Origin of the sequence: Serratia sp. CC22-02 (assembly GCF_900182895.1) — a bacterium.
GTDB lineage: Bacteria > Pseudomonadota > Gammaproteobacteria > Enterobacterales > Enterobacteriaceae > Serratia > Serratia nevei.
In genome coordinates this window covers 315,538-341,008 of sequence record NZ_FXUD01000005.1, presented here as the reverse complement: position 1 = coordinate 341,008, position 25,471 = coordinate 315,538, and the positions used below count along the sequence as shown (strand labels likewise).

Below are 25,471 nucleotides of genomic sequence, written 5' to 3'. Positions count from 1 at the left end.
CGTAAGGGATTACCACAGGCGGCGTTTCAACCTTGCTCGGTGAGAACTGCGGGTACAGGCTCATCATGCACGCTTTATTATCCCGCAGTTAACACATTGATTACAATCCATCGGCGGCGATCGTCTTATCAATGTGGCGAAAAACCGGCGCACAGCGCCAAGAAAGCGTCGGATGCGGATTTAGGCCGGGGCATATTGTCAGCCGCCGCGCCATTGCTTAAGCTAGGCCGCAATGAACAAACCAAGAATCCCCATCGCGCTGCAACAAGCGGTGATGCGCTGCCTGCGAGAAAAGCTGCAGTTGGCACGCCAGCATTTTGCCGTCGAGTTCCCCGAACCCAGCATCGTCTATCAGCAACGCGGCACCAGCGCGGGCACCGCCTGGCTGCAAAGCTGGGAAATCCGTCTGAACCCGCTGCTGCTGCTGGAAAACCAACAGCCGTTTATCGATGAAGTGGTGCCGCACGAGCTGGCGCACCTGCTGGTGTTTCGCCAATTCGGCCGGGTGGCGCCGCACGGCCGCGAATGGCGCTGGATGATGGAAAGCGTACTGCTGACCCCCGCCAGCCGCACTCACCGTTTCGAAACCGCCTCGGTGCAAAGCAAAACCTTCCCCTACCGCTGCGGCTGCGGACAGCACCAGCTCACCATTCGCCGCCATAACCGCGTGCTGCGCGGCGAAAGCGAATACCGCTGCCGCCGGTGCGGCGAAAAACTGAAATTTCTTGCTAGCGAGAACCTTTAGTTAAACGATTTATACGTTAAAACAAGCAAATATCGCCATTTGCCACTGCCGGCAAGTTCCGTTACCCTGCCTGCTTTTCCAATTTTGAGCTGTTTTGGAATATGCTTCGCAGAATTTTGTTTATGGCGGTTTTCGCCGCAGGCGCCGTACAGGCGCACGGCATCAATAATTTTTCTCAGGCCAAGGCGGCGGCGGCCAAGATTAACCAGGATGCGCCGGGCAGTTTTTACTGCGGCTGCCGCATCGACTGGCAAGGCAAGAAGGGCATCCCGGATCTCGCCGGCTGTGGCTATCAGGTGCGTAAAAACGCCCAACGCGCGCAGCGTATCGAGTGGGAACACGTGGTGCCGGCCTGGCAGTTCGGCCACCAGCTGCAGTGCTGGCAGGACGGCGGGCGCAAGAACTGCAACAAAGACGCCACCTATCGCCAGATAGAAACCGATCTGCACAACCTGCAGCCGGCGATCGGCGAAGTGAACGGCGACCGCAATAACTTCATGTACAGCCAATGGAACGGCGGTGAAGGCCAATACGGGCAATGCCCGATGAAGGTGGACTTCAAGAATAAACAGGCGGAGCCGCCCGCCCGCGCCCGCGGCGCCATTGCCCGCACCTACTTCTACATGCGCGATCGCTACCAGCTGCGGCTGTCACGCCAGCAAACCCAGCTGTTCGAGGTGTGGAACCGGCAATATCCGGTGAGCCAATGGGAATGTCAGCGTGAAGCACGTATCGCCAAGGTGCAGGGCAACCACAACCCCTATATTCAACAGGCTTGTCAGCAGCGGAAAAGCTAACCTACTATAGCCTTTATCTTTCATGGCGCCGCCAACCCGCGGCGCCGTTTCGTCAGGATCAGACTACCCATGCGCATACCCCGCATTTACCATCCGCAGCCGTTGACCGATCGGGCGGAGATCGCCCTGAGCGAGGACGCCGCCAACCACGTCGGCCGCGTGCTGCGCATGAGCGCCGGCCAGGCGCTGCAGTTGTTCGACGGCAGCAACCAGGTGTTCGACGCCGAGATAGTTCGGGTGGACAAAAAGAGCGTGCTGGTGCGCCTCGGCGACGGCCGCGTGGATGACATCGAATCGCCGCTCAACCTGCATCTGGGCCAGGTGATCTCGCGCGGCGAGAAGATGGAGTTCACCATTCAGAAGTCCATCGAGCTGGGCGTCAACGTCATTACCCCGCTGTTTTCCGAGCGCTGCGGCGTCAAACTGGACGGCGAGCGTCTGGCGAAGAAAATCCAGCAATGGCAAAAGATCGCCATCGCCGCCTGCGAACAGTGCGGCCGTAACCGCATTCCCGAAATCCGCGAGGCGATGTCGCTGGAAGTCTGGTGCGCCGAGCAGGACGGCAGCCTGAAGCTCAACCTGCATCCGCGCGCCAGCCACAGCATCAACACGCTGCCGCAGCCGGTAGACCGCGTCCGCCTGCTGATCGGCCCGGAAGGCGGTTTGTCCGCCGACGAAATCGCCATGACCACCAACCACGGATTTACTGATATTCTGCTGGGGCCACGCGTGCTGCGTACCGAAACCACAGCGCTCACCGCCATTACCGCTCTGCAGGTCCGCTTCGGCGACCTGGGTTAAAGGAGAAAAGATGATTAAGCTCGGCATCGTGATGGACCCTATCGATTCCATCAACATCAAGAAAGACACCAGCTTCGCCATGCTGCTCGAAGCGCAGCGCCGCGGTTACGAATTGCACTACATGGAGATGAACGATCTCTATCTGCACGCCGGTGACGGGCGCGCCCGCACCCGCCTGCTGAGCGTGAAGGAAGACAAGGAGAACTGGTTCAGCTTCGGCAGCGAGCAGGATCTGGCGCTGCACGATCTGGACGTGATCCTGATGCGCAAGGATCCGCCGTTCGATACCGAATACATCTACGCGACCTACATTCTGGAGCGCGCCGAAGTCAAAGGCACGCTGGTGGTCAACAAGCCGCAAAGCCTGCGCGACTGCAACGAGAAGCTGTTCACCGCCTGGTTCCCGGAACTGACGCCGGACACGCTGGTCAGCCGCAGCGCCGCGCACATCCGCAAATTCCACCAGCAGCACGGCGACGTCATCCTGAAGCCGCTGGACGGCATGGGCGGCGCGTCTATCTTCCGCGTGAAGCAGGACGATCCTAACCTGTCGGTGATCATCGAAACCCTGACCGAACACGGCAGCCGTTTCTGCATGGCGCAGAACTTCCTGCCGGCGATCAAGGACGGCGACAAACGCATTCTGGTCGTCGACGGCGAGCCGGTGCCTTACTGCCTGGCGCGCATTCCGGCGCAGGGCGAAACCCGTGGCAACCTGGCGGCCGGCGGCCGCGGCGAAGCGCGTCCGCTGAGCGAGAGCGACTGGAAAATCGCCCGCGCTGTCGCGCCGACGCTGAAAGAGAAAGGGCTGATCTTCGTCGGCCTGGACGTGATCGGCGATCGACTGACCGAAATCAACGTGACCAGCCCAACCTGCGCGCGCGAAATTGAGGCGGCATTCCCGATCTCGATTACCGGCATGCTGATGGACGCGATTGAAAAGCGCCTGGCGGCGAAGTAATGCGTCATGCGGGCGGCCTGCCGCCCGCTATCCTGCATCGCGCCCGCCAAAGCACGCCTTTGCACGCGGCTTGAAAGGCGGCGGGTATAGCCGCATACTGGCGGCTGTTTATTTTCTCACCCATTGATTACCTTATACTAACGCCATGAATTTACAGCACCATTTTCTGATCGCCATGCCCACCCTGCAGGATCCTCGCTTCAAGCGCTCGGTGATTTACGTCTGCGAGCACAACGAAGAAGGCGCCATGGGTTTGGTGATCAATAAACCGGTGGAGCAGTTCACGGTAGCCACGGTACTGAGCAAGCTGAAGATCATGCCGCCTGCGCGCGATCCGGCCATCAGCCTGGACAAGCCGGTGTTCGCCGGCGGCCCGCTGGCGGACGATCGCGGATTTATCCTGCATACGCCGCGCCACGGCTTCGGTGCCAGCATTCAAATTTCCCCCAACACCATGATCACCACCTCGAAAGACGTGCTGGAAACGCTCGGCACCCCGGAACAACCGGACGACGTGCTGGTGGCGCTGGGTTATGCAGGTTGGGAAAAGGGCCAGCTGGAGCAGGAGGTGTTGGAGAACGCCTGGCTGACCATCGAGGCCAACACCGACATTCTGTTCCGCACGCCGATCGCCAGCCGTTGGCGCGAGGCGGGGAACCTTCTGGGTATCGACATTCGCAGCATCGCCAACCACGCAGGACACGCCTGATGAGCAACCGCACCATTATCGCCTTCGACTTCGGCACCAAAAGCATCGGCGCGGCCGTCGGCCAAGAGTTGACCGGCAGCGCCCGCGCCCTGCCGGCCTTCAAAGCGCAGGACGGCTCACCGGACTGGCTGAAAATCGAAAAGCTGCTGAAGGAGTGGCAGCCGGATCTGGTGGTGGTCGGCCTGCCGCTGAACATGGACGGCACCGAACAACCGGTAACCGCCCAGGCGCGCAAGTTCGCCAACCGCCTGCACGGCCGCTTCGGCATCCAGATCGATCTGCATGACGAGCGCCTGAGCACCGTGGAAGCGCGCGCCAACCTGTTCGATCGCGGCGGCTTCCGCGCGCTCGACAAAGGCAGCGTGGATTCCGCCTCTGCGGTGGTGATCCTCGAAAGCTGGTTCGAACGGCAGCTGGGCTAAACACCCGCCGACTCCCCCGCACACTCTCCCAGCATTCCGGCATCGATCCGCTGCTGCAAACCTTGCTCAAAGGTTTGCATGCCGGACTGCGCGCCGGTTTGCAACACGCTCGCCAACTGATGGGTTTTCCCTTCGCGGATCAGGTTGCTGACCGCCGCCGTCGCCGTCAGCACCTCAAAGATCGCCACTCGCCCGCCGCCGGGCCGCCGCATCAGCTTTTGCGCGATCACCGCCTGCAGGCTGCCGGCCAGCTGGGCGCGCACATAGGGTTTCTCTTCCGCCGGAAACACGTCCACCAGCCGTTCCACCGCCTGCGGCGCGCTGCGGGTGTGCAGCGTCGCCAGCACCAGATGGCCGGTCTCCGCCGCGGTGAGCGCCAGCCGAATGGTGGCGACATCGCGCAGCTCGCCCAGCAGGATCACATCCGGATCTTCGCGCAGCGCAGCGCGCAACGCCGCATCGAAGCTGTGACTGTCGCGGCCGATCTCCCGCTGTTGAATCAGCGATCGCCGGCTGCGGTGCAGGAATTCGATCGGATCTTCCAGCGTCAAAATGTGCCGCGGCTGGTGCCGGTTGATCTCGTCGATCATCGCCGCCAGCGTGGTGGACTTGCCGCTGCCGGTGGCGCCGGTGACCAGGAGAAGCCCGTCGTCGCGCCGCAGCAGTGCCGGGACGATGGCCGGTGCCGCCAGCTCGGCAAGCGAAGGCGCCTGCCCGACGATGCGCCGCAATGCGAGAGACATCCCCGCGCTTTGCTGAAAAACGTTGGCCCGCAGCCGCTCCCCACCCGGCCTGTGCAGCGCCAGATCGAGCTGCCCCAGCCGCCGCAGGCTCTCGCGCTGCTGCGCACTCAGCAATCCGTCGCAGAGGGCCTGCACGCCTTGCGCCGTCAGCGTTGGCGCCGCCGCCAGCGGCTGCAGTTCACCGTCGATGCGCAACATCGGCGGATGACCGGCACAAAGGTGCAGATCGGAAGCATTATGCTTTACACTAAGGGCCACGAATTCATCGATATCCATATCACTCTCCCGGGTCAATAATGAGCACTATCCAACAGAACCTGCAGGATGTCAGAAACCGCATCGCGGCCGCCGCGCAAAACTGCGCGCGGGCGCCAGAAGAAGTTGCCCTGCTTGCAGTCAGCAAAACCAAACCTGTGGCGGCGATCGAAGAAGCCATCGCCGCCGGCCAGCGCGCCTTCGGCGAGAACTACGTGCAGGAAGGGGTAGACAAGATCCGGCATTTCGCCGAGTCGCCGCAGAGCGGCGAGTTGGTGTGGCACTTTATCGGCCCGCTGCAATCCAATAAGAGTCGGCTGGTGGCGGAACACTTCGCCTGGTGCCATACCGTAGACCGGCTGCGTATCGCCCAGCGCCTGAGCGATCAGCGCCCGGCCGGTATGCCGCCACTCAACGTGCTGATTCAAATCAACATCAGCGATGAGCAGAGCAAATCCGGCATCGCGCTGGCCGAGCTGCCGGCGTTGGCCGAAGCGATCGCCGCACTGCCGAACCTGACGCTGCGCGGCCTGATGGCCATCCCGGCGCCGGAAGCGGATTACCAGCGGCAGCTGGCGGTATTCAGCCGGATGAACGATGCCTTTCTCGCCCTGCGCCAGCGTTATCCGCAGGCCGATACGCTGTCGATGGGCATGACGGACGACATGGCGGCGGCGATCGCCGCTGGCAGCACCCTGGTGCGCATCGGCACCGCAATTTTTGGCGCCCGCGACTACTCGCAGGCCTGACAAACAGACGAGGGATTTGATGCAACATCGCAAGATTACCTTTATCGGCGCCGGCAACATGGCGCGTGCAATCATCGCCGGCCTGGTGGCGGGCGGCTATCCAGCCAAATCCATCAGCGTCTGCGCCCCTTCGGCGAAAAACCGTGACGCGCTGGCGGCGGACTACGGCATCGTCAGCAGCGGCGACAACGTCGCCTGCGCGCGCGCGGCCGACGTGGTGGTGCTGGCGGTCAAACCGCAGCTGATGGCCGACGTTTGCCAGCCGCTGCGCGAGCAGGTCGATTTCAGAGGCAAGCTGGTGCTGTCGATCGCCGCCGGTATTCAGGTCAGCCGTTTCTATCAGCTGCTCGGCGACAAGCTGAACATCGTGCGCATCATGCCCAACACCCCGTCGCTGGTCGGCAAGGGCATGAGCGGGCTGTACGCACCGGAGCAGGTCAGCCGGCAGGATCGCGACTACACCGGCGATTTAATGGCGTCGGTCGGTAAAGTTTGCTGGGTCGATGACGAAAATGGCATCAACGGCGTGATCGCCGCCGCGGGCAGCGCCCCGGCCTATTTCTTCCTGTTTATGGAGGCGATGCAAAAAGAGGCCGAACGCATGGGCTTCGACAGCCAGACCGCGCGCGATCTGGTGCAGCAGGCCGCTTCCGGCGCCGCCGCGCTGGTGGAAGCCAACCCGGATACGCCGCTGGGCACGCTGCGCGAGCAGGTGACCTCCAAAGGCGGCACCACCGCCGAAGCGCTGCGGGTGTTCAACGAACGCCAACTGCCGGAAACCGTGGCGCAAGCGATGCAGGCCGCCGTTTCCCGTGCGCAAGAGATGGAAAAATTATTTTAAATAACCGCGAGTTAAGGAGAAGGACCACTTCATGCTAACGCTGACTTTCCTGGTCAAGACCGTTGTTGATCTGTACGTGATGGTGCTGTTGCTGCGCATTTGGATGCAGTGGGCGCGCACCGATTTTTACAACCCGTTCTCGCAGTTTGTGGTGAAGATCACCCAACCCGTGGTCGGCCCGCTGCGCCGCATCCTCCCGTCGCTGGGGCCTATCGACAGCGCTTCGCTGCTGCTGGCGTTCCTGCTGATGACTATCAAGTACCCGTTGCTGCTGCTGATCCAGGACGGCGCGATCTCGCTCAGTCCCTATAACCTGCTGTTCGGCCTGATCTCGCTGGTGAAGTCCGTCGGCTACCTGATCTTCTGGGTAATGATCATTCGTGCGCTGATGAGCTGGGTAAGCCAGGGCCGCAGCCCGATCGACTACGTGATGTACCAGCTGACCGAACCCTTGATGGCGCCGATCCGTCGCATCATCCCGGCGATGGGCGGCATCGACTTTTCCGCCATGGTGGTAATCCTGATCCTCTATCTGCTCAACTACCTGGGCATGGATCTGTTCCCCCAACTTTGGTTCCTGCTGTGAGTGCAGTCACTCCGGTGCTGGACGGGCTGGCGATCAGGCTATATATTCAGCCGAAAGCCAGCCGCGACCAAATTATCGGCTTACATGGCGACGAACTGAAAGTCACCATCACCGCCCCGCCGGTCGACGGCCAAGCCAACGCCCATTTGATCAAGTTTATCGCCAAGCAGTTCAAAGTGGCGAAAAGCAGCGTCACCATCGAGAAAGGCGAACTGGGGCGGCATAAACAGTTACGCATCGTGAATCCGCAACAGATCCCCGCCGTGGTCGCGGCGCTCATCGAATAATTTTCAAGGTAGTCATTATGCAAAAAGTCGTTCTTGCCACCGGTAACCCGGGCAAAGTGCGCGAACTTGCCGACCTGTTGGCCGATTTCGGCCTGGACGTGGTCGCGCAAACCGATCTCGGCGTGGAATCCGCCGAAGAGACCGGGCTGACGTTTATCGAAAACGCCATTCTGAAAGCGCGCCATGCGGCACAGGTCACCGGCCTGCCGGCGATCGCCGACGACTCCGGCCTGGCAGTCGACGCGCTGGGCGGCGCGCCGGGCATCTACTCCGCACGCTATGCCGGTGAAGATGCCGACGATCGGCAGAACCTCGATAAGCTGCTGGCGGCGCTGAAAGACGTAGCGCCGGGCCGGCGCGGCGCGCAATTCCACTGCGTGCTGGTCTATCTGCGCCATGCAGAAGATCCGACGCCGCTGGTGTTCCACGGCAGCTGGGCCGGTGAGATCACCGAGCAGGCCGCCGGCGAAGGCGGCTTCGGTTACGATCCTGTCTTCTACGTGCCGGAGCTGGGCCGCACCGCCGCCGAGCTGAGCCGCGACGAGAAGCGGGCGATTTCGCACCGCGGCAAGGCGCTGACGCTGATGTTGGAAGCCATGCGCAATGCTTAAGCTGCCCCCGCTGAGTCTCTACATTCACATCCCGTGGTGCGTGCAGAAATGCCCGTACTGCGACTTCAACTCCCATGCGCTGAAGGGTGACGTGCCGCATCAGGAGTACGTCGATCATCTGTTGGCGGATCTGGATGCCGATCTGCCGCTGGCCGGCGGCCGGGAGATAAGCACCATCTTCATCGGCGGCGGCACCCCCAGCCTGCTGAGCGCAGAGGCGATGCAAGCCTTGCTGGACGGCGTGCGGGCGCGCATTCGCGTCGCCGACGACGCCGAAATCACCATGGAGGCCAACCCCGGCACCGTGGAGGCCGATCGCTTCAGCGGCTACCAGCGCGCCGGCGTCAACCGCATCTCCATCGGGGTGCAAAGCTTCAGCGCCGAGAAGCTGACCCGCTTAGGGCGCATCCACGGCCCGGAAGAGGCCAAGCGCGCGGCAACGCTGGCGACCGGCCTCGGCCTCCGCAGCTTCAACCTCGATCTGATGCACGGCCTGCCGGATCAGTCGCTGGAAGAGGCGCTGGACGATCTGCGCCAGGCTATTGCCCTGAACCCGCCGCACCTGTCGTGGTATCAGCTGACCATCGAGCCGAACACCCTGTTCAGCTCGCGCCCGCCGGTTTTGCCGGACGACGACGCGCTGTGGGACATCTTCGAGCGCGGCCACCAGCTGCTGAGCGCCGCCGGCTATCAGCAGTATGAAACTTCGGCCTATGCCAAACCGGGCTACCAATGCCAGCACAACCTCAACTACTGGCGCTTCGGCGACTATCTGGGGATCGGCTGCGGCGCGCACGGCAAGGTGACCTTCAGCGACGGGCGCATCCTGCGCACCGCCAAGACCAAGCACCCGCGCGGCTTTATGCGCGGCGACTACATGGACAAGCAGCATGAGGTGGCGGCGGCGGATCGGCCGTTCGAATTCTTCATGAACCGCTTCCGCCTGCTGGAAGCTGCGCCGCGCGCCGACTTCGTCAACTACACCGGGTTGGCGGAAAGCGTCATTCGCCCGCAGCTGGACGAAGCGCTGGCCAAAGGCTATCTGGAAGAAACCGCAGAGCACTGGCAAATCACCGAGAAGGGCAAACTGTTCCTCAACTCGCTGCTGGAACTGTTCCTGGCGGACGACGAGTAAAAAAAAGCGCTGAATAATCAGCGCTTTTTTATTGGTGTTAATCTGGGTAAAACGTCTGAGACAGAATCTGCTGAGTTTCCCAGATGCCGTTTTCCGGATATACATCCAGCCCAGTTTCGGCCGTAGCGAGCGCAACGGCCTTCGACCAGACGACATCCAGCCAATCAGCATCGCTCAGTTTACCTTTTAGGCTGGGCGACTCTTTCAAGCTGTAAAGCACCTCTTTGCGCTGCGCTTTAATCGTTTTCTCCCAGCTGGTTCCGCGCCTGGCCGGCTGATATTTCCATTTAAGCAAATGTGCAATCAGCACCGTCATCCGGCTAGCAAGTTCCCTTTGCTCGCTCTTCCCCACGTCCTCAATCTCCTCGGCGATCTTTTCAATATCGATCTCAGACAATTTTCCGGAGCGCAAAAGAGCGGCCTGTTCATTTGCCCAGGCAACAACATCGGTTTCGTAACGTGTATGGCTCATAGCGTCCTCCGTAAACATCCATAAATCTGTACGTAGTTTGACCAGTCTGTCAGATAAGCTTAAGAAGGTCAAAAAACATACTGCCGAGAAGGTTCTTAAATCACTTCAACGCCTTCAGCAGATCCTTGCGCTGGGTTTCCAGTGCGGTGACGCGGTTGCAAACGTCGTGACCGAAGTTCTGGAAGTCCTGCTCCTGGTTGTTCCACTCGTTCTGGATCGCCTTCTGCAAGCCGCCCAGGTTGCCCATGATCGCCTGCAGCGGGTTGCCGCCGCTGTTGGCAGCCTGTTTGACGCCCATCTCGTTCAGGCTGTCCTGCAGCACGCCGCCCATGCTCTGCTGCACGATGTTGCGGCCATCCTGTTCCACTTGGTCAATCGCCTTGTGGTGGAAGGTCAGGCCGTCGCTGCGGTGCTCGATGATGCGGTTCATCTGCTGTTTCAGCTGGCCGTTGAGGGTGGTCAGCCGGTTGCGCACGTTGCTGTTGCTGCCCAGCTCTTTGACGATCACCTTATCCAGCGCTGCGCGGGCTTTCTCCAGGTGTTTCTGCGCGCCGTCGTCGATCCACGGTAGCTGCTTGCGCAGCGCGCTCTGGTAACTGAAGGCTTTCTGCCGCTGGCTGTCGCTCAGGCTCAGCGCCTGACCGTTGCGGATAACGTCGCCATCCGGCGAAATTTGCAGGTCGCCGCTGGCGCCTTTCACCTGCACGCTCTGCGGGCTGATGATCACATCGTCCTGGGGTTTAACGCTGCATTGGTACTCGGCGTGGGCCTGCGCGGCAGTCGCCGCCAGCAGCAGTAAGGCTAACCCGGTTTTCTTCAACATAGCTTCTCCTGACTCCCATCCAGATTGGGATTAAAAAATCGAACGACCGATACGTTGAGACAACAGTTCCAGCGCCGCAGTTCCCGCCAGCGAGTTGCCGGAAGCATCCAGCTCCGGCGACCAGACGACGATCGACAGCTCGCCCGGCACAATGGCCACGATGCCGCCGCCCACGCCGGACTTGCCCGGCATCCCCACCCGATAGGCGAATTCGCCGGCGCCGTCGTACATGCCGCTGGTCATCATCAGGGCGTTGATCTGCCGGGCCTGCAGCGGGCTGATCACCGTCTCGCCGTTGAGATCGCGGCCGTGGTTGGCCAGATAAACGAAGCTGCGCGCCAGCTCCACGCAGCTCATGCGCAGCGCACAGTAGTGGAAATAGGTTTGCAGCACGGTGATCACGTCGTTCTCGAAGTTGCCGAACGACTTCATCAGATAGGCGATGGCCGCATTGCGATCGGAGTGTTCGAACTCGGAGCGCGCCACCCGCAGGTCATAGGCCAGGTCGTCTTCGCCGGCCAGCTGGCGCACCACCTCCAGCATGCGCTGTTTGGGGGCGCTGAGCCGGGTTTGCAGCATGTCGCACACCACCAGCGCACCGGGGTTGATAAACGGATTGCGCGGTTTGCCCTGCTCCATCTCCAGCTGCAGCAGCGAGTTGAACGGCAGGCCGGAAGGCTCTTTGCCGACGCGCCGCCAGATCTCAGGCTCCTGATAGCGCGTCAGCGCCAGCGTCAGGCTCAGCACTTTGGAGATCGACTGAATGGAGAAGCGCTCCGCGGCGTCGCCGGCCTGGAACAGTTCGCCGTCCACCGTGCAGACGGCGATCGCCAGCCGATCGGCGGGCACTTCCGCCAACGCCGGGATGTAGTCGGCCACTTTCCCCTGGCCAATCAGCGGGCGCACCTGTTGCAGGATTTCCTCCAGCAACGCGTTATCCAATGTTGTTACCACCTCACACTCCGGGCAAAACAAAGGCGCCGTTAAGGCACCTTAGATCAATAAAACGGCGCGGCGCGAAGCCGCGCTCATCGGGCAAGCGCGATCAATCCCACCAGATATCGAACAGATCGCTGACCTTAACGTCGGTCAGTTTGCGCGCTTCCAGCCAGTTTTTCACCAGCTCGCGCTGCTCGTCGGTGCAGTGGCCGATCTTCTGCAGGCAGATCAGACCTTCCCACTGCAGGTAGCCGCTACCGTCAAACGCCAGGCCGTTCGGCTCGATCACTTCATCGATGAAGGTATCCAGCGTGCTGTCGATGTCTTCCACCGACGTGCCTTCGGCGAAGCGCCAGGCTACGGAGAAACCCAGCTCCTGAAATTCTTCAATGTGCAACTTTTTACGTAAACGACGACTGCGGTTCTTAGCCATTATTCTTTCCTCTCAAACATCAAGTCCCAAACGCCATGTCCCAGGCGCTGGCCGCGTAATTCAAATTTCGTCAGTGGGCGCGAATCCGGACGCGGCACGTAATCATTATCGCTGGAAAGATTACGGTAGCCTGCGACCCCGTTCATAACCTCTAACATATGTTCCGCATAAGGTTGCCAATCGGTGGCCATGTGGAAGACGCCGCCGGTCTTCAGCTTGCGCAGCACCAGTTCGACAAACGGCGTTTGCACGATGCGGCGCTTGTTATGGCGCGCCTTGTGCCACGGATCGGGGAAGAACAGCTGCACCATATCCAGCGAGCCGTCCGGGATCATGTTTTCCAGCACCTCAACCGCGTCGTGGCACATCACGCGCAGGTTGCTCAGCTTCGCCTCGTGGGCGTCGGCCAGGCAGGCGCCCACGCCCGGCGAGTGCACTTCGATCCCTAAAAAGTTCTGCTGCGGGTTGTTGCCCGCCATGGTCACCAGCGAGGCACCCATGCCAAAACCGATCTCCAGCACCGTCGGCGCGTCGCGGCCGAACAACGCGGTGAGATCGACAGCGTCAGCCTGATACTCCACGCCCATCACCGGCCAATAGTTCTCCAGCGCGTGCTGCTGGCCTTTGGTCAGCCGCCCCTGGCGGCGGACAAAACTGCGGATACGGCGCATCGCGCGGCCGTTCTCATCAAATTCCGGAGAGATGACGTCATTAATCATAGTGCTTTCTGTCTGTTTGGCTGCCAATTAGGGAAACGCGCATTATGCAAAGATACATTGGTTTAGCAAGTGTTCATCTTCTGTACCCGCCGTGCGGCGTCGGAAAGTTCCGGTTTACAGCACCATGACTCTATGCTGCAATCTCGCTTCATTTTCTGCCGGATAACGACGCTGCTCATGATGCAAGCACAACAATTCGCACAGGTGGTGCTTGACTGGTATCAGCGCTACGGTCGCAAGACCCTGCCGTGGCAGCTGGAAAAAACCGCCTATCAAGTATGGCTCTCCGAGGTGATGTTGCAACAGACCCAGGTTGCCACCGTCATTCCTTATTTTCAGCGCTTTATGGCCCGTTTTCCCAACGTGCGCGCGCTGGCGGAAGCCCCACTCGATGAAGTGCTGCATCTGTGGACCGGCCTTGGCTATTACGCCCGCGCCCGCAACCTGCACAAGGCGGCGCAGACCATTGTCGCACAGCACGGCGGCGAGTTCCCGACAACCTTTGCAGAAATCGCCGATTTACCGGGCGTCGGCCGCTCTACCGCCGGCGCGGTGCTGTCGTTGGCGCTGGGCCAACACTATCCGATCCTCGACGGCAACGTGAAGCGCGTGCTGGCCCGCTGCTACGCGGTGGAGGGCTGGCCGGGCAAGAAAGAAGTCGAAAACCGGCTGTGGAAAATCAGCGAAGAGGTCACCCCGGCGCAGGGCGTCGGCCAGTTCAACCAGGCAATGATGGATCTGGGCGCCATGGTCTGCACCCGCTCCAAGCCCAAGTGCGAACTCTGCCCGCTCAACGTCGGCTGCCTGTCTTACGCCAACCACAGCTGGGCCAACTACCCCGGCAAGAAACCCAAGCAGACCCTGCCGGAAAAAACCGCCTACTTCTTATTGCTGCAGCACGGCGACCGGGTGTGGCTGGAGCAGCGCCCGGCGGTGGGCCTGTGGGGCGGCCTGTTCTGCTTCCCGCAGTTCAGCGCGCGCGTGGATTTGGAACTCTGGCTGCAGCAGCGCGGTCTGAAAGGCAAGCGCCTGGAGCAGCTGACCGCGTTTCGCCACACGTTCAGCCATTTCCACCTCGATATCGTGCCGATGTGGCTGTCGCTCGACGCGGCGGGCAGCGGCATGGATGAGGGCGCAGGTCTCTGGTATAACTTAGCGCAGCCGCCGTCGGTCGGGCTGGCAGCGCCGGTGGATCGCCTGTTGCAACAGCTGGCGAAGCAGCCCCCGATCCAACAAAACTTATATGGCGATAGCGCCATCGATGAGGAATTAGCATGAGCCGCACCATTTTTTGTACTTTCCTGCAGCGCGACGCCGAAGGCCAGGACTTCCAACTTTATCCCGGTGACGTCGGCAAGCGCATCTACAACGAGATCTCCAAGGAAGCCTGGGGCGAGTGGATGAAGAAGCAGACCATGCTGATCAACGAGAAGAAGCTGAATATGATGAACGTGGACGACCGCAAGCTGCTGGAAGAGGAAATGATCAAGTTCCTGTTCGAAGGGCACGACGTGCACATCGAAGGCTATACGCCGCCGAGCGAATAACGCTGTTGGGGCCAGGCGCTGGCCCGCTTCAATCCTCTTATACTTCTTCCAAACGGCTTTAAGATGAAGAAAATTTTAGCTTTGCTCGTAATAGCGCCTTTGCTGATCTCCTGTTCCGGCAAAAAAAGTGAAGAAATCAACGAAGCCTGGATTAAAGATACCAACGGCTTCGACATTCTGATGGGCCAATTCGCCCACAACATCGAGAACATCTGGGGTCTGAACGAAGTTCTGATCGCCGGGCCGAAAGACTACGTCAAATATACCGACCAATACCAAACCCGCAGCCACATCAACTTCGACACCGGCGCCATTACCATCGAGACCATCGCCACCACCGATCCGGCCGCGCACCTGCGCCAGGCGATCATCAGCACACTGCTGATGGGTGACGATCCGGGGTCCATCGATCTCTATTCCGACGCCAACGATATCCAGATCAGCAAAGAGCCGTTCTTGTACGGCCAGGTGCTGGATAACAAGGGCGCGCCGATCCGCTGGGAATGGCGCGCGGCGCACTTCGCCGATTACCTGCTGCAGACCAAGCTGCAAAAACGTACCTCCGGCCTGCACGTGATCTACTCGGTCACCATCCAGCTGGTGCCGAACCACCTGGACAAACGTGCGCATAAATACCTGCCGATGGTGCGCAAGGCGTCGGAAAAATACGGCGTGGACGAGTCGCTGATCCTGGCGATCATGCAGACCGAATCGAGCTTCAACCCGTATGCGGTGAGCGGTTCGGACGCGCTGGGCCTGATGCAGGTGGTGCAGCATACCGCCGGTAAGGATGTGTTCCAGATGCGCGGCAAATGGGGCACCCCGAGCCGCAGCTACCTGTTCGATCCGGAGAACAACATCGACACCGGCACCGCCTATCTGGCTATCCTGCAGAACAACTACCTGGGCGGCATTCAGAACCCGACCTCGCGCCGCTATGCGGTGATCACCGCCTACAACGGCGGCGCCGGCAGCGTGCTGCGGGTGTTCTCCAGCGACAGAACGCGCGCGGTGGGCATCATCAACGGCATGCAACCGGGCGACGTGTACCAGACGCTGACCACCAAGCACCCGGCAGCCGAGTCGCGCCGCTATCTGGTGAAAGTGAATACCGCGCAGAAGAGCTACCGCAGAAAGTAACGCGTTCCGCGTGGATAAATGAGAAGGGCCGGTGCGAACCGGCCCTTTTTCTATGGCTTGATCATATAGCCGAAGATGCGCTTCCAGCCGTGATCTTTTTTCTCGATGTAGACCCCCTGCAACTCCGGCGAGAAGCCCGGCAGGCGGTTGATGCCCTCTTCCAGCGCCAGGAAGTAGCGCTGCACCGCGCCGCCCCACACTTCGCCCGGCACCACGCACAGCACGCCCGGCGGGTACGGCAAGGCCCCTTCCGCCGCGATGCGCCCTTCCGCCTGGCCGATCGGCACCAGCTCGACGTTATCGCGGATAAACTCCACGTTGGCGTCCTGCGGGTTCATCACCACCGGCGGGAAGTGATCCTGCCGGAACATCTCCTTTTGCAGCTGTTTGACGTCGAAGCTGACGTACAGATCGTGCATCTCCTGGCACAGCCGGCGAATGCTGTAGCCGCGGTAGCGCTGCTCGTTCTTGCGGTACACCGTTGGCAGCACCACGCTCAGCGGCGCGTCCTCTGCAACATAGCGCTCGAACTGCGCCAGCATCTCCACCAGGTGCTCCATCTTGGCCGGGTTTTCCGCCGGGGTCAGCAGGAACAGGATCGAGTTGAGATCGCACTTCTCCGGCACGATGCCGTTCTCGCGCAGGAAGTTGGCCAGAATGGTGGCCGGCACGCCGAACTCGGTGTATTGGCCCGTCGCGGCGTCGATGCCCGGCGTGGTCAGCAGCAGCTTGCACGGATCCACCAAATACTGATCCTGGGCATAGCCTTCGAAGCCGTGCCACGTTTCCCCCGGCACGAAGGTGAAGAAGCGCGCGTCGTTGGCGATAAGGTCAGTATCGTGATCCTGCCAGTCTTTGCCCGCCACCTGCTGCGGAATAAACGGCTTCAGCTGCGAGCAGCGCTTGAGCAGCTGTTTGCGGGTCTCGATGCCCAGCTTGACGCAGTCCATCCACATGCGGCGCCCGGCGGGGCCGGCGTGCATCTTGGCGTTGACGTCCAGCGCGGCGAACAGCGGATAGAACGGGCTGGTCGACGCATGCAGCATGAACGCGTTGTTCAGGTGCTTGTGGTTGCAGTGGCGCTTTTGCCCTTTGATATGGTCGTCTTTCTTGTGGATCTGCGAGGTCTGCGAGAACCCCGCCTGCTGTTTATGCACCGACTGGGTGACGAAAATGCCCGGATCGTGTTCGTCCAGCTCCAGCAGCAGCGGCGAGCACTCTTTCAGCATCGGGATAAAGCCTTCGTAGCCCACCCAGGCGGAGTCGAACAGGATGTAGTCGCACAGGTGACCGATGGTGTCGATCACCTGACGCGCGTTGTAAATCGTGCCGTCGTAGGTGCCGAGCTGAATGATCGCCAACCTGAACGGCCTTGCCGCCGCGGCCTTCTCAGGCGCCACCTCGCGGATCTGCTCGCGCAGGTAGCGTTCGTCGAAGCAGTGCGCATCGATGCCGCCGATAAAGCCGAACGGGTTGCGGGCGGTTTCCAGATAGACCGGCGTGGCGCCGGCCTGGATCAGCGCCCCGTGGTGGTTGGATTTGTGGTTGTTGCGATCGAACAGCACCAGATCGCCACGGGTCAGCAGCGCGTTGGTCACCACCTTGTTGGCCGCCGAGGTGCCGTTGAGCACAAAGTAGGTTTTATCGGCGTTGAACACCCGCGCCGCGTGCTTTTGCGCATCCTTGGCCGACCCTTCGTGGATCAGCAGATCGCCCAGCTTGACGTCGGCGTTGCACATATCGGAACGGAACAGGGTCTCACCGTAGAAATCGAAGAACTGCCGGCCGGCCGGGTGCTTGCGGAAGAACTCGCCGCCCTGATGCCCCGGACAGGCGAAGGTCGAATTTTCCATCTCGACGTAGGTCTTCAGCGTTTTGAAGAACGGCGGCAGCAGCGCCTGCTCGTAGGCGTCGGCGGCAGCCTCCAGTTGCGCCATGTAGAACGGCTTGCTGGCACCGGCCAGCAGCGCGAAAACCCCACTGACGAACGGCAGATAGTCCGGCGAGAGATGCTCATCCCCTTCCACCGCCACGAAGGTTGGAATGTCGAACCCCGTCGCCTGCAAGCGCGCCAGAATGCCGGCGTTCACGTCGGCGACCGACACCACCACCGCCGCCACGTCGGTGTAGTCCGTCTGCTCTACGCGCACGATTTGGCGCAGCGTCTCAATGGTGGCGACCAGGCTGGCGCTGGTCGCGATTTTCAATTCTTTCATCATGCTGACTCTCAAACGGTGAAGGATGAGGGTGTGCCACCGGCACGGTAATGAGATAACGCGGTTATCCCGGTAAAGCGATACCCGGGCACGGCAGCATAAGCGGCGTGCGTGACCGGCTCATGATCGGGGATCATCAGGCGGCTATCGGGGGAACTGGTCTTGGCAGCGTCCGACAGGCATCAGTAAAATCAGGGCCGCAGCGCTGGCTTTACGCATGCCTAACAGCGAGCATCGGCGGCCTTACCGCATGGCCGGCAGGCGTATTCGGGCGGATGACGTGCGAAGGAGACAACGGCGGAACGGTGGCGGCGTCAGATGTCTGGTGCGCAGCAGCGCTTGAGCAACAAAACCAGTCATGCCAATAACCCTCTGGCTTATAAGAAGCGGGAACACCGTCAGGGAACGGAGAGTGCTAAAATTTGCGCAATGATTGCATGATTCGTTGCGGGGTTCAAGCAAGAATCGCCTTGGTTTAACGCGCATTGATTTTAAAATAATGCATTGTTATTTAACTAAAAAATCATAAAAACCCATATTAACGACGGTATAAATACACGTTTTATATGCATATTTATTGAATGACGATACCCTCCCATTCCCCACTCCGCCAGGTTCGCTGCCTGAAAATAGAGCAACCGATCGGCTTTGTGACAGAAAGCGATTGACGCCACCCGGCCAATACGGTTTAATGCGCCCCGTTGCCCGGATAGCTCAGTCGGTAGAGCAGGGGATTGAAAATCCCCGTGTCCTTGGTTCGATTCCGAGTCCGGGCACCATATTCAGAAGAACCCGCCTATGGCGGGTTTTTCGCTTTCTGGGATACGGACTCTCCATCGAACTGCGTTCGATTATTCGGCCAAAGGCCTCACCCTGCGGGCCAGCGCTGAAGCGCTGTTCAACCCGGCGCCAGCGCCGGTTGTCCGAGTCCGGTCGCCCTATTTAGAAGAACCCACCTATGGCTGGGTTTTTGCTTACTGAGATACGGACTCTCCATCGAACTACGTTCGATTATTCGGCCCAAAGTCCTCACCCTACGGGCCAGCGCTAAAGCGCTGTTCAACGCGGCGCTAGCGCCGGTTGTCCGAGTCCGGTCGCCCTATTCAGAGAACCCAGCCTATGGCTGGGTTTTTGCTTTTCGGAGCCAGGGCTCCCCATCGAACTGCGTTCGATGATGCGGCCAAGGGCCTCGCTCGGAAGAAGGCAAAGTGCAGCGCGTGGTCGATCTGCGGCCGCGCTGAGGCGCAGTACATACATAGCGGGACATCAGCAACGTCCTAAGCTCGAGGATTGGCTCAATGGCTGAGTGTCTAAAAGCATCCGCTGCAATGCTCTCGTGCAGAACTATTCCTACAAAACGGACTCCGGCATTGATCGCGACCAGAGCCGAGAAGAACTATATAGTTAATGAACGTATACCGAATAACTGTTTGAGCTGAAAATCAACGGCTGGAAGAACCGGTGAAAATAAATGACGAGTGGTTTTATACGGAAAAATTTTTCCCTGGTTTACTATGTGGTCTCTGATTTTTAACGGGCAGAAGGGCTCACCATTATTCCAGTCGTGTACTCTCACGCGTACATCAGTATAATCAAGCAATATACAAGGAAGGTACATTAGCCCAAGATTATTGGCCACACGATATCGATGGTTGCCATCCATAATGATCCCCGTGTGCTTTTCAATGGGAACGGGTGTTATCCATTTTTGGCAACGCGCTATATCCTCTGTTAATGCTATAACATGTTCCATATTGACCTCTTCAGAGGGACGGATCAAGGCAACTGGGTGTAATATTACCTCATACTGCATGTTCACCTCACCTGAAATTTTCAAGGGCATTAAGTAAGATATCTATCTCATCTTCACTGTTATACGCATGAACGGATGCACGAACGACTGACTCCAGCCCACGATTTCGCATGTCAATGAATGTCGAACTAAATCGAGAACATGAGACATTAATTCGACGTGGTTGAGCCGATAGGTATTCCTTAACAGATTCAGCTGTTTTATTTTTAACTGTAAATGTAACTATTCCTGATAGATTATCTCCTTTATCCTGTAACTGAACGTGCGTTATACATTTCAGGCCTAAGCGAAGTTGCTTAGCCAACTTAAAAATTCTTTGCGTTACTTTATCCTGCCCTAACGAAAGCGCATATTTCGCGGCAGCCCCCAGGCCAAGCCTGTCAGCGATATTTGCCTCCCAGCATTCGAATCGTCGGGCTCCCTCGCTAATATGATAACTCTGCTCATCTATAAGTCTTGCAGCATGGTGATCAAGCCACACCGGTTCAATATTCGAACTCAGGGTGCTGTCCATCCATAAAAAACCCGTACCGCGTGGAGCTCGCAGGTATTTACGCCCTGAGGCTGTTAACACGTGGCACCCAATTTTTTGGACATCAAGTTGTAAATGTCCAATACCCTGGCAAGCATCAAGGAAAAACCACACGCCAGCATCACGAGCAAGGGCGCCCATTTTTTCTACCGGCTGTATTGGTCCCCCATGAGTTCCCAGTATTGGGAGGCTGATTAATCTGACCCGAGGGTTGCCAAGGGCATGTTGTAATTGCTTCAGACAAACAGCCCCCTCCTCATCCGCTTCCAGAATGTTGATCTGAATGCCATCACGTTTTTGTCGTTGCAGGTAAGGTATATAATTACCTGCATATTCAGTGGTCGAAGTCAGGATGATATCTCCAGGGCGCAAGGGAAGAGAGTAGAATGCGATGTCCCAGGCCCGGGTAGCATTTTCCACAAGCGCGATATCTGCAGGCTTTGCCTGGATCATTTTCGCCAGATAACCATATATATCACTAAGCCATTGGCGCTCACTCTCTGCGGCTTCATACCCACCGAGGGTAATTTCTTTTAAATAGTGTTCATGCACAGCCTGTATAACCGGGACAGGCATTAAGCTTGCTCCTGCATTGTTAAAATGAATAACATGCTCAGTCCCTGGCGTGTCAGCGCGGAGTTGTGCCAGACTTAACGTCATGGTTATTCTCCTCTTTTTTCAGGCTTACCATATACCCGGATTGATACGGAACGGGAAGAAATTCCTGATGCATACGACGGAATGTGTCATCAGGGGCCAGGTCCGCGAATAATTGTGGATGTATCCATCTGGCGAGTTGCTGGATGGCAATAACGTCATACGGGCTGTTGTAGAACTGATGCCAGATGGCGAAAAATGCGCTATTACGGCGGGCAGTGCTATCTGCATAAGCTGGACGGGTGGTGAACCATGCCAGCTTACGCCTGGACTCCTCGATATTGACGCCCGGTCCGAGAGGGATCCACCTTCCGCCAGGAACGAAGGCCTGAAAATTCCCGCTGGTGAGTATGACGACATCAGGATTTGCAGCTATCACCTTTTCAGGATTTAGCGTAAAAAATGAACCGGGAGCAAGATTGGCTGCGATATTGTCTCCTCCGGCTAATTTAACAAAACGCCCAAAACTCCCCTTTCCAAAGGTCATACAGCATTCTTCTGAATAACCTCCAAGACGTTCTAAAAATACCTTTGGCAATGGCTTCTGTAATTTTAAAGTCCTGGATATGACGCGTTGTAACTCACTATCGCGAAACTTTAAATAGGCTTCAGAGCGTTCCGATTGACCAAATAACTCGCCAAATAGTTTCACTGTAGGAGGAATATGTGCAATAGGGTCATACCGAAAATCCACATAGACAATTGGGATACCCGCACTGGCAAGTGCGGCTTCATACCCTGAGTCAACAATGGCATTTCGCGCATCCATATTCATGATGATGACGTCAGGTTTCAAATTAATAGCCTGTTCGATATCGAAGGTCCCTTGCTCGCTGCCTCCAAATGTCGGGATTTTCTCCAGTTGTGGAAACTGTTGCCGGTACTGCTGCCATGTTGCCGGATCTGACTGTATTAAATCTTTCCGCCAGGCCACTATCCTCTTGGCAGGATTTTCTTTATCAAGCATTGCGACCAGATACAGTTGGCGCCCTTCCCCAAGGATGACACGCTGTACCGGTAATTTGATGTTAACGGTTCGGCCAAGGAGATCGGTTACAGGCGTCACCGTCTGTTCAGCATGAGCAACTGATGAGGTTAACAATACAATAAAGAGCACAAGTCGTAATATCATTTTTCATAACCTATTTTCTTGTTGAATTCCCTTGAAGAACGGCTGATTTTTAACGTAATCATTAAAGTCATGGAATACATGACCACAACGCAAAGAAACAACGCTGACAACCCCGGCCAGAGAAGGACTACGCCCCCCAAAGCAATACCTATGATGGAGGCGAACTGGCTGATGCTCTGGACCACCCCCAATATATACCCTTGCATACCTTCGGCTGTTGTGCGCGAAATTAATGCGGTAAGCACAGGCGTGGTTGCGCCAAGGAGAATTCCCCATAAAAAATAAAGCCCGATAAACCAGCTGGTTTCCCTTACTGTAGCCAGCAGCAGTGTTACCAGGATACATCCCATGATGATCCCCACCATTCGGTAGAGCGTGCTGGCTATATCGTGCGCTTCAAACCATCTTGCCCAGAGAGACGCTGATACAATCACTCCCGTAGCCTGTAATCCATAAGCTAATCCTGTTAGCCAATTAGGGGCATTGAACACCGTGCTGACATAAAGAGAAAAAGGCGTTTGCGTAATCATGCGGCTCATTAATAACAAGCCAAGAACCGTCAGTAAGCCAACAATGACGCCATTGTTGATTCCAGTTGGAGTCCTTTTCTTATCTTTTGAATGAACAGCTGAAGTAGACGAGACTCCATGAGGAGCATCAGCAGGTAATATGAAAAGAACAATCAGTGCACATAGCGTACAAATAATGAATGCGCTGACGTTTATCCAGAAGAAACTCAGTAGATCGAGAATGGCTCCCCCGATAATCGCCCCTGCCAAAGAGCCTGCGTTGGTCGACACCTGCAACCAGGCAAAAAGTCTCGTACGCTGTGCCGCTGGCACCATTGCAATACCATAGGCCTGCGCCGGCGCAATATAACCCGCACAGGTACCCTGTAAAAAACGTAAAATAAGCACCAGCCAGACGTCATTGGCGAAAGCAAGCCCAAGTTGCGTTAATGCCAGGCCCATCAGTGCGCGGATCATCATGACTTTATTGCCCGTTTTGTCGCCTACCCGCCCCCAGAATGTGCTGGTTAGCATAACGCCAAGCATCGGTGCTATATACACCCCTGTGCCAGCGATGCTCAATAGTTCTGTGGACGTCATGCTTTCGATATGAAGCGGCCAAAAAGGGCCGCTCATTTCCATCGCTCCCATCGAAAGTAGTTGCACGATAAACAGAAACTGGACAATAAAAGTCACACTGCCCGTTACGCGCATCCTCATTCCCTCCTTATCGTTGGCCAATCGGCGGGGATCGGGGAGCGGGCAATCTTCCCTCCCATATACTCGCAACACCAGTAATAGATTTCTTCTATATATGGTGTTGGCACCTTGAGCCTCTGGCCGATTAAAACCAGCAGGCTTAAACCGCAGCCAATATCTTCCCGAAAGACCCGATGGTTTTTGTCAAAAATAAAAGTGTCGGATCGCCCTTCGCGGATCAGAGGCAGCGGGATCCCCTCATAGGCCTTATTCGTTCGTAAAATACTGAGGAGTGTTCTGGGGTCAGAAATTGAGTCACCGTATGCCTCGACTATTTCCTGCTGCAATGGCTGCACAGAGCTGAGATCGATACCCAGTGAAAGTTCGGCAGCTTTACATAAGGCCTGATTTTCCTCATCACAGCGAGCAAGGAAATAAGCACCGAGTTCAGGGCAATCACTCCACCAACACGGAATATGATTGAAAGCATGCCCGTGCCACTGCCCCCATGGGCCGATGAGGCCATAAATGACGGAACTGTGCATGATTGGATTTCCTGGTGTAAGGGTAATCTCCAGATAATTAGACAGCAGAGTGACGGGAGCCTCATAAAGCTGCCTCAGATAATCAAGCAGAATATCGGTATTCTCAGGTGTTTCCCGGCGATGAACAGCCACGTACAACTGTGATTTCTCCCCCCCTATCCTGACACTTTTTCCGGGTACAAGATCAAACGCAATATGGGGGACATCTTTCATGCCCCATATAACAATATTCGATAACCCTCCAAATGCTTTTTCTGCCAGCCAGTCAAATCCGCCAAAACCGGGAATGGCTCCGACGAAGACCTGCTTATGCCGGGGCAGCGCTGGCGCGATGCTTTGAAGCACGCTTTCGCGTACATGGCTTGGGGCAGTAATGATAATGAGATCTGCAGCGGCGCAGGCTTCATCGACTGACGCCGTCATCCTGACGGCAGAGGCTTTTATGACATTTGCGTCAGGCATGATCGCATGCAACTGAGCGCCACTGCCTTGATATGCGGTGACAGTTTCTGGCCGGCTAGTGTAAAGAGTTACTGCAACTGCGGGATTTTGACTGAATAAAATGGCAGCAAGGTGGCCCGTACGGCCGGCCCCACATATTGTTACCCTTAACTTCTCGCCTGAGAACATTATTCTCCCTCCTGAACAGAAGAGAGTGCAAACCAGCCATCAAGTTTCTCCCAGACTTGCTCGGAGAGAAGATCCCGTTCTTTGAGCCACTCCTCATTGAAGATCGTATTTAGATATTTTTCACCGCCATCTGCAATAACGAGAGCCACATTCCCCCGAATCGTTCCATTATTGATAAATTCCAACGCTTTATATATTGCACCACCGGTAGAACCGCCAACAAGCAGCCCGAAACGGCGCGCAAGATAGCGTGCAGTTTCAAAAGCGCAGACGTCGGAAACCTGTTCACCATAATCAATGCAGCTGTAATCCAGAACTAATCCGACGGTGTCTCCTTCCGGTGTGCCGGTCCCTGATTGATAATAGGGTTTTCCTGGCTTGCCAAATACGATAGAGCCTTCTGGCTCTACCGCGATCGTAACTGTATCCGGATTATGAACCTTGAGGCCATGCGCTATCCCTGTCATCGAACCGCCAGTGCCAACACATCCAATCCACGCGTCGACTTTGCCAATCTGGCAGATAATTTCACGCACCAGGTCTGCATATCCACCGGCATTGGCCGCATTATCTGATTGGTTCATGAAAACTGCGCCGGGTATTTCACCTGCAATTTCAGCCGCCATACGCTGTCGTTCCACAACCGCGACTTCATTTTCACCATAATTACCCTTAACGTAACGAATATCTGCTCCCAGAGCTCGCATGATGGTAATTTTATCCTGAGCGGCATGATGGTCCACCACTGCAATAAATTTAAGCCCAAATTCGATAGCCGCAATGGCCAGGCCGATCCCCGTATTTCCTGATGATGATTCAACAATCGTCCCACCTGGTTGGATCCGCCCTGATTTCAGCGCCGCAACAATCATATTTCTGGCCATGCGATCTTTCATGCTCCCGCCAGGATTGTTCTTCTCCACTTTGATATAAAGACGAGAGTCAGATTGCGCCAGCGGTAATTGAATGACGGGAGTATTGCCAATCAAATCAGTTACTTTTCTGAAGATCATTTTACAACTC

The 25,471-nt window shown here is 57.5% G+C and carries 28 protein-coding genes and 1 tRNA gene; 16 read left to right on the top strand and 13 right to left on the bottom strand.

The genetic code is table 11. The features are described from left to right. Positions 1–232 precede the first annotated feature (232 nt). The 6 genes from QOL81_RS18570 to ruvX all read left to right on the top strand — a co-directional run bounded on the left by QOL81_RS18570 (position 233) and on the right by ruvX (position 4,435). On the top strand, positions 233–745 hold the full coding sequence (locus tag QOL81_RS18570) for a SprT family zinc-dependent metalloprotease (RefSeq protein ID WP_197757827.1): 513 nt from the start codon (positions 233–235) through the stop codon (positions 743–745). 101 nt (positions 746–846) lie between these two features. Next, positions 847–1,542: a deoxyribonuclease I gene (endA, locus tag QOL81_RS18565; RefSeq protein ID WP_038879275.1), complete on the top strand. Its 696-nt coding sequence runs from the start codon at positions 847–849 to the stop codon at positions 1,540–1,542. Between the two features lie 69 nt (positions 1,543–1,611). After that, the gene (gene rsmE, locus QOL81_RS18560) at positions 1,612–2,343 is read left to right on the top strand and encodes a 16S rRNA (uracil(1498)-N(3))-methyltransferase (protein WP_197757828.1); all 732 of its coding nucleotides are present in this window, start codon (positions 1,612–1,614) and stop codon (positions 2,341–2,343) included. Between the two features lie 10 nt (positions 2,344–2,353). After that, positions 2,354–3,304 carry a glutathione synthase gene (gshB, locus tag QOL81_RS18555; RefSeq protein ID WP_047729854.1) on the top strand — a complete coding sequence of 317 codons (951 nt, stop codon included), beginning with the start codon at positions 2,354–2,356 and terminating at the stop codon, positions 3,302–3,304. 145 nt (positions 3,305–3,449) lie between these two features. Further along, positions 3,450–4,013, top strand: a complete 564-nt coding sequence (locus QOL81_RS18550) for a YqgE/AlgH family protein (protein ID WP_033635940.1) — start codon at positions 3,450–3,452, stop codon at positions 4,011–4,013. Continuing rightward, positions 4,013–4,435, top strand: a complete 423-nt coding sequence (ruvX, locus tag QOL81_RS18545) for a Holliday junction resolvase RuvX (RefSeq protein ID WP_015379046.1) — start codon at positions 4,013–4,015, stop codon at positions 4,433–4,435. Before QOL81_RS18550 ends, ruvX begins: the two co-directional genes overlap by 1 nt. Here the strand turns inward: ruvX and QOL81_RS18540 are convergent. Beyond that, positions 4,432–5,454, bottom strand: coding sequence for a type IV pilus twitching motility protein PilT (locus QOL81_RS18540; RefSeq protein ID WP_283439981.1), 1,023 nt, complete (start codon positions 5,452–5,454; stop codon positions 4,432–4,434). The two genes, ruvX and QOL81_RS18540, sit on opposite strands and share 4 nt — an antisense overlap. Positions 5,455–5,474: 20 nt before the next feature. Here QOL81_RS18540 and QOL81_RS18535 point away from each other — a divergent pair, with 20 nt between their 5' ends. Genes QOL81_RS18535 through hemW form a run of 6 tightly spaced genes read left to right on the top strand, consistent with a single transcriptional unit; the run spans position 5,475 to position 9,642 of the window. Next, the gene (locus tag QOL81_RS18535; protein ID WP_060422654.1) at positions 5,475–6,182 is read left to right on the top strand and encodes a YggS family pyridoxal phosphate-dependent enzyme; all 708 of its coding nucleotides are present in this window, start codon (positions 5,475–5,477) and stop codon (positions 6,180–6,182) included. Between the two features lie 19 nt (positions 6,183–6,201). Then, positions 6,202–7,023, top strand: coding sequence for a pyrroline-5-carboxylate reductase (gene proC / locus QOL81_RS18530; protein WP_060422650.1), 822 nt, complete (start codon positions 6,202–6,204; stop codon positions 7,021–7,023). Positions 7,024–7,054: 31 nt separating this feature from the next. After that, positions 7,055–7,609: a YggT family protein gene (locus QOL81_RS18525; protein ID WP_019456092.1), complete on the top strand. Its 555-nt coding sequence runs from the start codon at positions 7,055–7,057 to the stop codon at positions 7,607–7,609. After that, positions 7,606–7,896 carry a DUF167 family protein YggU gene (yggU, locus tag QOL81_RS18520; protein WP_283439980.1) on the top strand — a complete coding sequence of 97 codons (291 nt, stop codon included), beginning with the start codon at positions 7,606–7,608 and terminating at the stop codon, positions 7,894–7,896. The genes QOL81_RS18525 and yggU overlap by 4 nt, the downstream gene beginning before the upstream one ends. A 17-nt stretch (positions 7,897–7,913) precedes the next feature. After that, positions 7,914–8,507, top strand: coding sequence for an XTP/dITP diphosphatase (locus QOL81_RS18515; RefSeq protein ID WP_060422645.1), 594 nt, complete (start codon positions 7,914–7,916; stop codon positions 8,505–8,507). Continuing rightward, on the top strand, positions 8,500–9,642 hold the full coding sequence (hemW, locus tag QOL81_RS18510; protein WP_033635947.1) for a radical SAM family heme chaperone HemW: 1,143 nt from the start codon (positions 8,500–8,502) through the stop codon (positions 9,640–9,642). The genes QOL81_RS18515 and hemW overlap by 8 nt, the downstream gene beginning before the upstream one ends. 37 nt (positions 9,643–9,679) lie before the next feature. Here hemW and QOL81_RS18505 read toward each other — a convergent pair whose 3' ends face one another. From QOL81_RS18505 to trmB, 5 genes are all read right to left on the bottom strand, one after another. Beyond that, positions 9,680–10,114, bottom strand: coding sequence for a DUF29 domain-containing protein (locus QOL81_RS18505; RefSeq protein ID WP_100397087.1), 435 nt, complete (start codon positions 10,112–10,114; stop codon positions 9,680–9,682). 100 nt (positions 10,115–10,214) lie between these two features. Continuing rightward, positions 10,215–10,937: a YggN family protein gene (locus tag QOL81_RS18500; protein WP_038879295.1), complete on the bottom strand. Its 723-nt coding sequence runs from the start codon at positions 10,935–10,937 to the stop codon at positions 10,215–10,217. 30 nt (positions 10,938–10,967) lie between these two features. Further along, entirely contained in the window at positions 10,968–11,891 is a 924-nt protein-coding gene (gene glsB, locus QOL81_RS18495) for a glutaminase B (RefSeq protein WP_033649631.1), read from the bottom strand. Between the two features lie 91 nt (positions 11,892–11,982). Further along, entirely contained in the window at positions 11,983–12,309 is a 327-nt protein-coding gene (locus QOL81_RS18490; RefSeq protein WP_019456098.1) for a YggL family protein, read from the bottom strand. Next, positions 12,309–13,028, bottom strand: coding sequence for a tRNA (guanosine(46)-N7)-methyltransferase TrmB (trmB, locus tag QOL81_RS18485; protein WP_060441033.1), 720 nt, complete (start codon positions 13,026–13,028; stop codon positions 12,309–12,311). Before trmB ends, QOL81_RS18490 begins: the two co-directional genes overlap by 1 nt. A gap of 177 nt (positions 13,029–13,205) precedes the next feature. Between trmB and mutY the strand changes: the two genes are divergently transcribed. From mutY to mltC, 3 genes are all read left to right on the top strand, one after another. After that, complete coding sequence (gene mutY, locus QOL81_RS18480) at positions 13,206–14,306, top strand: A/G-specific adenine glycosylase (RefSeq protein WP_004937408.1); 1,101 nt, start codon at positions 13,206–13,208, stop codon at positions 14,304–14,306. Continuing rightward, the gene (locus tag QOL81_RS18475) at positions 14,303–14,575 is read left to right on the top strand and encodes an oxidative damage protection protein (protein WP_004937404.1); all 273 of its coding nucleotides are present in this window, start codon (positions 14,303–14,305) and stop codon (positions 14,573–14,575) included. The genes mutY and QOL81_RS18475 overlap by 4 nt, the downstream gene beginning before the upstream one ends. Before the next feature lie 63 nt (positions 14,576–14,638). Then, positions 14,639–15,715, top strand: coding sequence for a membrane-bound lytic murein transglycosylase MltC (gene mltC, locus QOL81_RS18470; RefSeq protein WP_004937402.1), 1,077 nt, complete (start codon positions 14,639–14,641; stop codon positions 15,713–15,715). A gap of 50 nt (positions 15,716–15,765) precedes the next feature. On the opposite strand, the gene speF is transcribed toward mltC, so the two are convergent. Then, complete coding sequence (gene speF, locus QOL81_RS18465) at positions 15,766–17,931, bottom strand: ornithine decarboxylase SpeF (RefSeq protein ID WP_048234788.1); 2,166 nt, start codon at positions 17,929–17,931, stop codon at positions 15,766–15,768. Positions 17,932–18,634: 703 nt separating this feature from the next. On the opposite strand from speF, the gene QOL81_RS18460 reads away from it, so the two are divergent. Further along, positions 18,635–18,710: transfer RNA gene (locus QOL81_RS18460), tRNA-Phe, on the top strand. A 617-nt stretch (positions 18,711–19,327) separates the two neighbouring features. Here QOL81_RS18460 and QOL81_RS18455 read toward each other — a convergent pair. Genes QOL81_RS18455 through QOL81_RS18430 form a run of 6 tightly spaced genes read right to left on the bottom strand, consistent with a single transcriptional unit; the run spans position 19,328 to position 25,461 of the window. Further along, entirely contained in the window at positions 19,328–19,744 is a 417-nt protein-coding gene (locus tag QOL81_RS18455) for a ParB N-terminal domain-containing protein (RefSeq protein ID WP_075335028.1), read from the bottom strand. A gap of 7 nt (positions 19,745–19,751) precedes the next feature. Further along, entirely contained in the window at positions 19,752–20,936 is a 1,185-nt protein-coding gene (locus QOL81_RS18450; RefSeq protein WP_060441031.1) for an aminotransferase class V-fold PLP-dependent enzyme, read from the bottom strand. Continuing rightward, the gene (locus tag QOL81_RS18445) at positions 20,905–22,065 is read right to left on the bottom strand and encodes an ABC transporter substrate-binding protein (RefSeq protein WP_060422633.1); all 1,161 of its coding nucleotides are present in this window, start codon (positions 22,063–22,065) and stop codon (positions 20,905–20,907) included. Before QOL81_RS18445 ends, QOL81_RS18450 begins: the two co-directional genes overlap by 32 nt. Next, positions 22,062–23,288 carry an MFS transporter gene (locus QOL81_RS18440; protein ID WP_060422630.1) on the bottom strand — a complete coding sequence of 409 codons (1,227 nt, stop codon included), beginning with the start codon at positions 23,286–23,288 and terminating at the stop codon, positions 22,062–22,064. Before QOL81_RS18440 ends, QOL81_RS18445 begins: the two co-directional genes overlap by 4 nt. A gap of 2 nt (positions 23,289–23,290) precedes the next feature. Continuing rightward, positions 23,291–24,448, bottom strand: a complete 1,158-nt coding sequence (locus QOL81_RS18435; RefSeq protein ID WP_060441029.1) for an NAD/NADP-dependent octopine/nopaline dehydrogenase family protein — start codon at positions 24,446–24,448, stop codon at positions 23,291–23,293. After that, complete coding sequence (locus QOL81_RS18430; protein WP_060422622.1) at positions 24,448–25,461, bottom strand: PLP-dependent cysteine synthase family protein; 1,014 nt, start codon at positions 25,459–25,461, stop codon at positions 24,448–24,450. Before QOL81_RS18430 ends, QOL81_RS18435 begins: the two co-directional genes overlap by 1 nt. Positions 25,462–25,471: the final 10 nt, after the last annotated feature.

Excerpts from the sequence above, each read along its gene's own strand:
- QOL81_RS18570 (WP_197757827.1), top strand. The coding sequence starts at position 233 with ATGAACAAACCAAGAATCCCCATCGCGCTGCAACAAGCGGTGATGCGC.
- endA (WP_038879275.1), top strand. The coding sequence starts at position 847 with ATGCTTCGCAGAATTTTGTTTATGGCGGTTTTCGCCGCAGGCGCCGTA.
- rsmE (WP_197757828.1), top strand. The coding sequence starts at position 1,612 with ATGCGCATACCCCGCATTTACCATCCGCAGCCGTTGACCGATCGGGCG.
- gshB (WP_047729854.1), top strand. The coding sequence starts at position 2,354 with ATGATTAAGCTCGGCATCGTGATGGACCCTATCGATTCCATCAACATC.
- QOL81_RS18550 (WP_033635940.1), top strand. The coding sequence starts at position 3,450 with ATGAATTTACAGCACCATTTTCTGATCGCCATGCCCACCCTGCAGGAT.
- ruvX (WP_015379046.1), top strand. The coding sequence starts at position 4,013 with ATGAGCAACCGCACCATTATCGCCTTCGACTTCGGCACCAAAAGCATC.
- QOL81_RS18540 (WP_283439981.1), bottom strand. The coding sequence starts at position 5,454 with ATGGATATCGATGAATTCGTGGCCCTTAGTGTAAAGCATAATGCTTCC.
- QOL81_RS18535 (WP_060422654.1), top strand. The coding sequence starts at position 5,475 with ATGAGCACTATCCAACAGAACCTGCAGGATGTCAGAAACCGCATCGCG.
- proC (WP_060422650.1), top strand. The coding sequence starts at position 6,202 with ATGCAACATCGCAAGATTACCTTTATCGGCGCCGGCAACATGGCGCGT.
- QOL81_RS18525 (WP_019456092.1), top strand. The coding sequence starts at position 7,055 with ATGCTAACGCTGACTTTCCTGGTCAAGACCGTTGTTGATCTGTACGTG.
- QOL81_RS18515 (WP_060422645.1), top strand. The coding sequence starts at position 7,914 with ATGCAAAAAGTCGTTCTTGCCACCGGTAACCCGGGCAAAGTGCGCGAA.
- hemW (WP_033635947.1), top strand. The coding sequence starts at position 8,500 with ATGCTTAAGCTGCCCCCGCTGAGTCTCTACATTCACATCCCGTGGTGC.
- QOL81_RS18505 (WP_100397087.1), bottom strand. The coding sequence starts at position 10,114 with ATGAGCCATACACGTTACGAAACCGATGTTGTTGCCTGGGCAAATGAA.
- QOL81_RS18500 (WP_038879295.1), bottom strand. The coding sequence starts at position 10,937 with ATGTTGAAGAAAACCGGGTTAGCCTTACTGCTGCTGGCGGCGACTGCC.
- QOL81_RS18490 (WP_019456098.1), bottom strand. The coding sequence starts at position 12,309 with ATGGCTAAGAACCGCAGTCGTCGTTTACGTAAAAAGTTGCACATTGAA.
- trmB (WP_060441033.1), bottom strand. The coding sequence starts at position 13,028 with ATGATTAATGACGTCATCTCTCCGGAATTTGATGAGAACGGCCGCGCG.
- mutY (WP_004937408.1), top strand. The coding sequence starts at position 13,206 with ATGATGCAAGCACAACAATTCGCACAGGTGGTGCTTGACTGGTATCAG.
- QOL81_RS18475 (WP_004937404.1), top strand. The coding sequence starts at position 14,303 with ATGAGCCGCACCATTTTTTGTACTTTCCTGCAGCGCGACGCCGAAGGC.
- mltC (WP_004937402.1), top strand. The coding sequence starts at position 14,639 with ATGAAGAAAATTTTAGCTTTGCTCGTAATAGCGCCTTTGCTGATCTCC.
- speF (WP_048234788.1), bottom strand. The coding sequence starts at position 17,931 with ATGAAAGAATTGAAAATCGCGACCAGCGCCAGCCTGGTCGCCACCATT.
- QOL81_RS18455 (WP_075335028.1), bottom strand. The coding sequence starts at position 19,744 with ATGCAGTATGAGGTAATATTACACCCAGTTGCCTTGATCCGTCCCTCT.
- QOL81_RS18450 (WP_060441031.1), bottom strand. The coding sequence starts at position 20,936 with ATGACGTTAAGTCTGGCACAACTCCGCGCTGACACGCCAGGGACTGAG.
- QOL81_RS18445 (WP_060422633.1), bottom strand. The coding sequence starts at position 22,065 with ATGATATTACGACTTGTGCTCTTTATTGTATTGTTAACCTCATCAGTT.
- QOL81_RS18440 (WP_060422630.1), bottom strand. The coding sequence starts at position 23,288 with ATGCGCGTAACGGGCAGTGTGACTTTTATTGTCCAGTTTCTGTTTATC.
- QOL81_RS18435 (WP_060441029.1), bottom strand. The coding sequence starts at position 24,448 with ATGTTCTCAGGCGAGAAGTTAAGGGTAACAATATGTGGGGCCGGCCGT.
- QOL81_RS18430 (WP_060422622.1), bottom strand. The coding sequence starts at position 25,461 with ATGATCTTCAGAAAAGTAACTGATTTGATTGGCAATACTCCCGTCATT.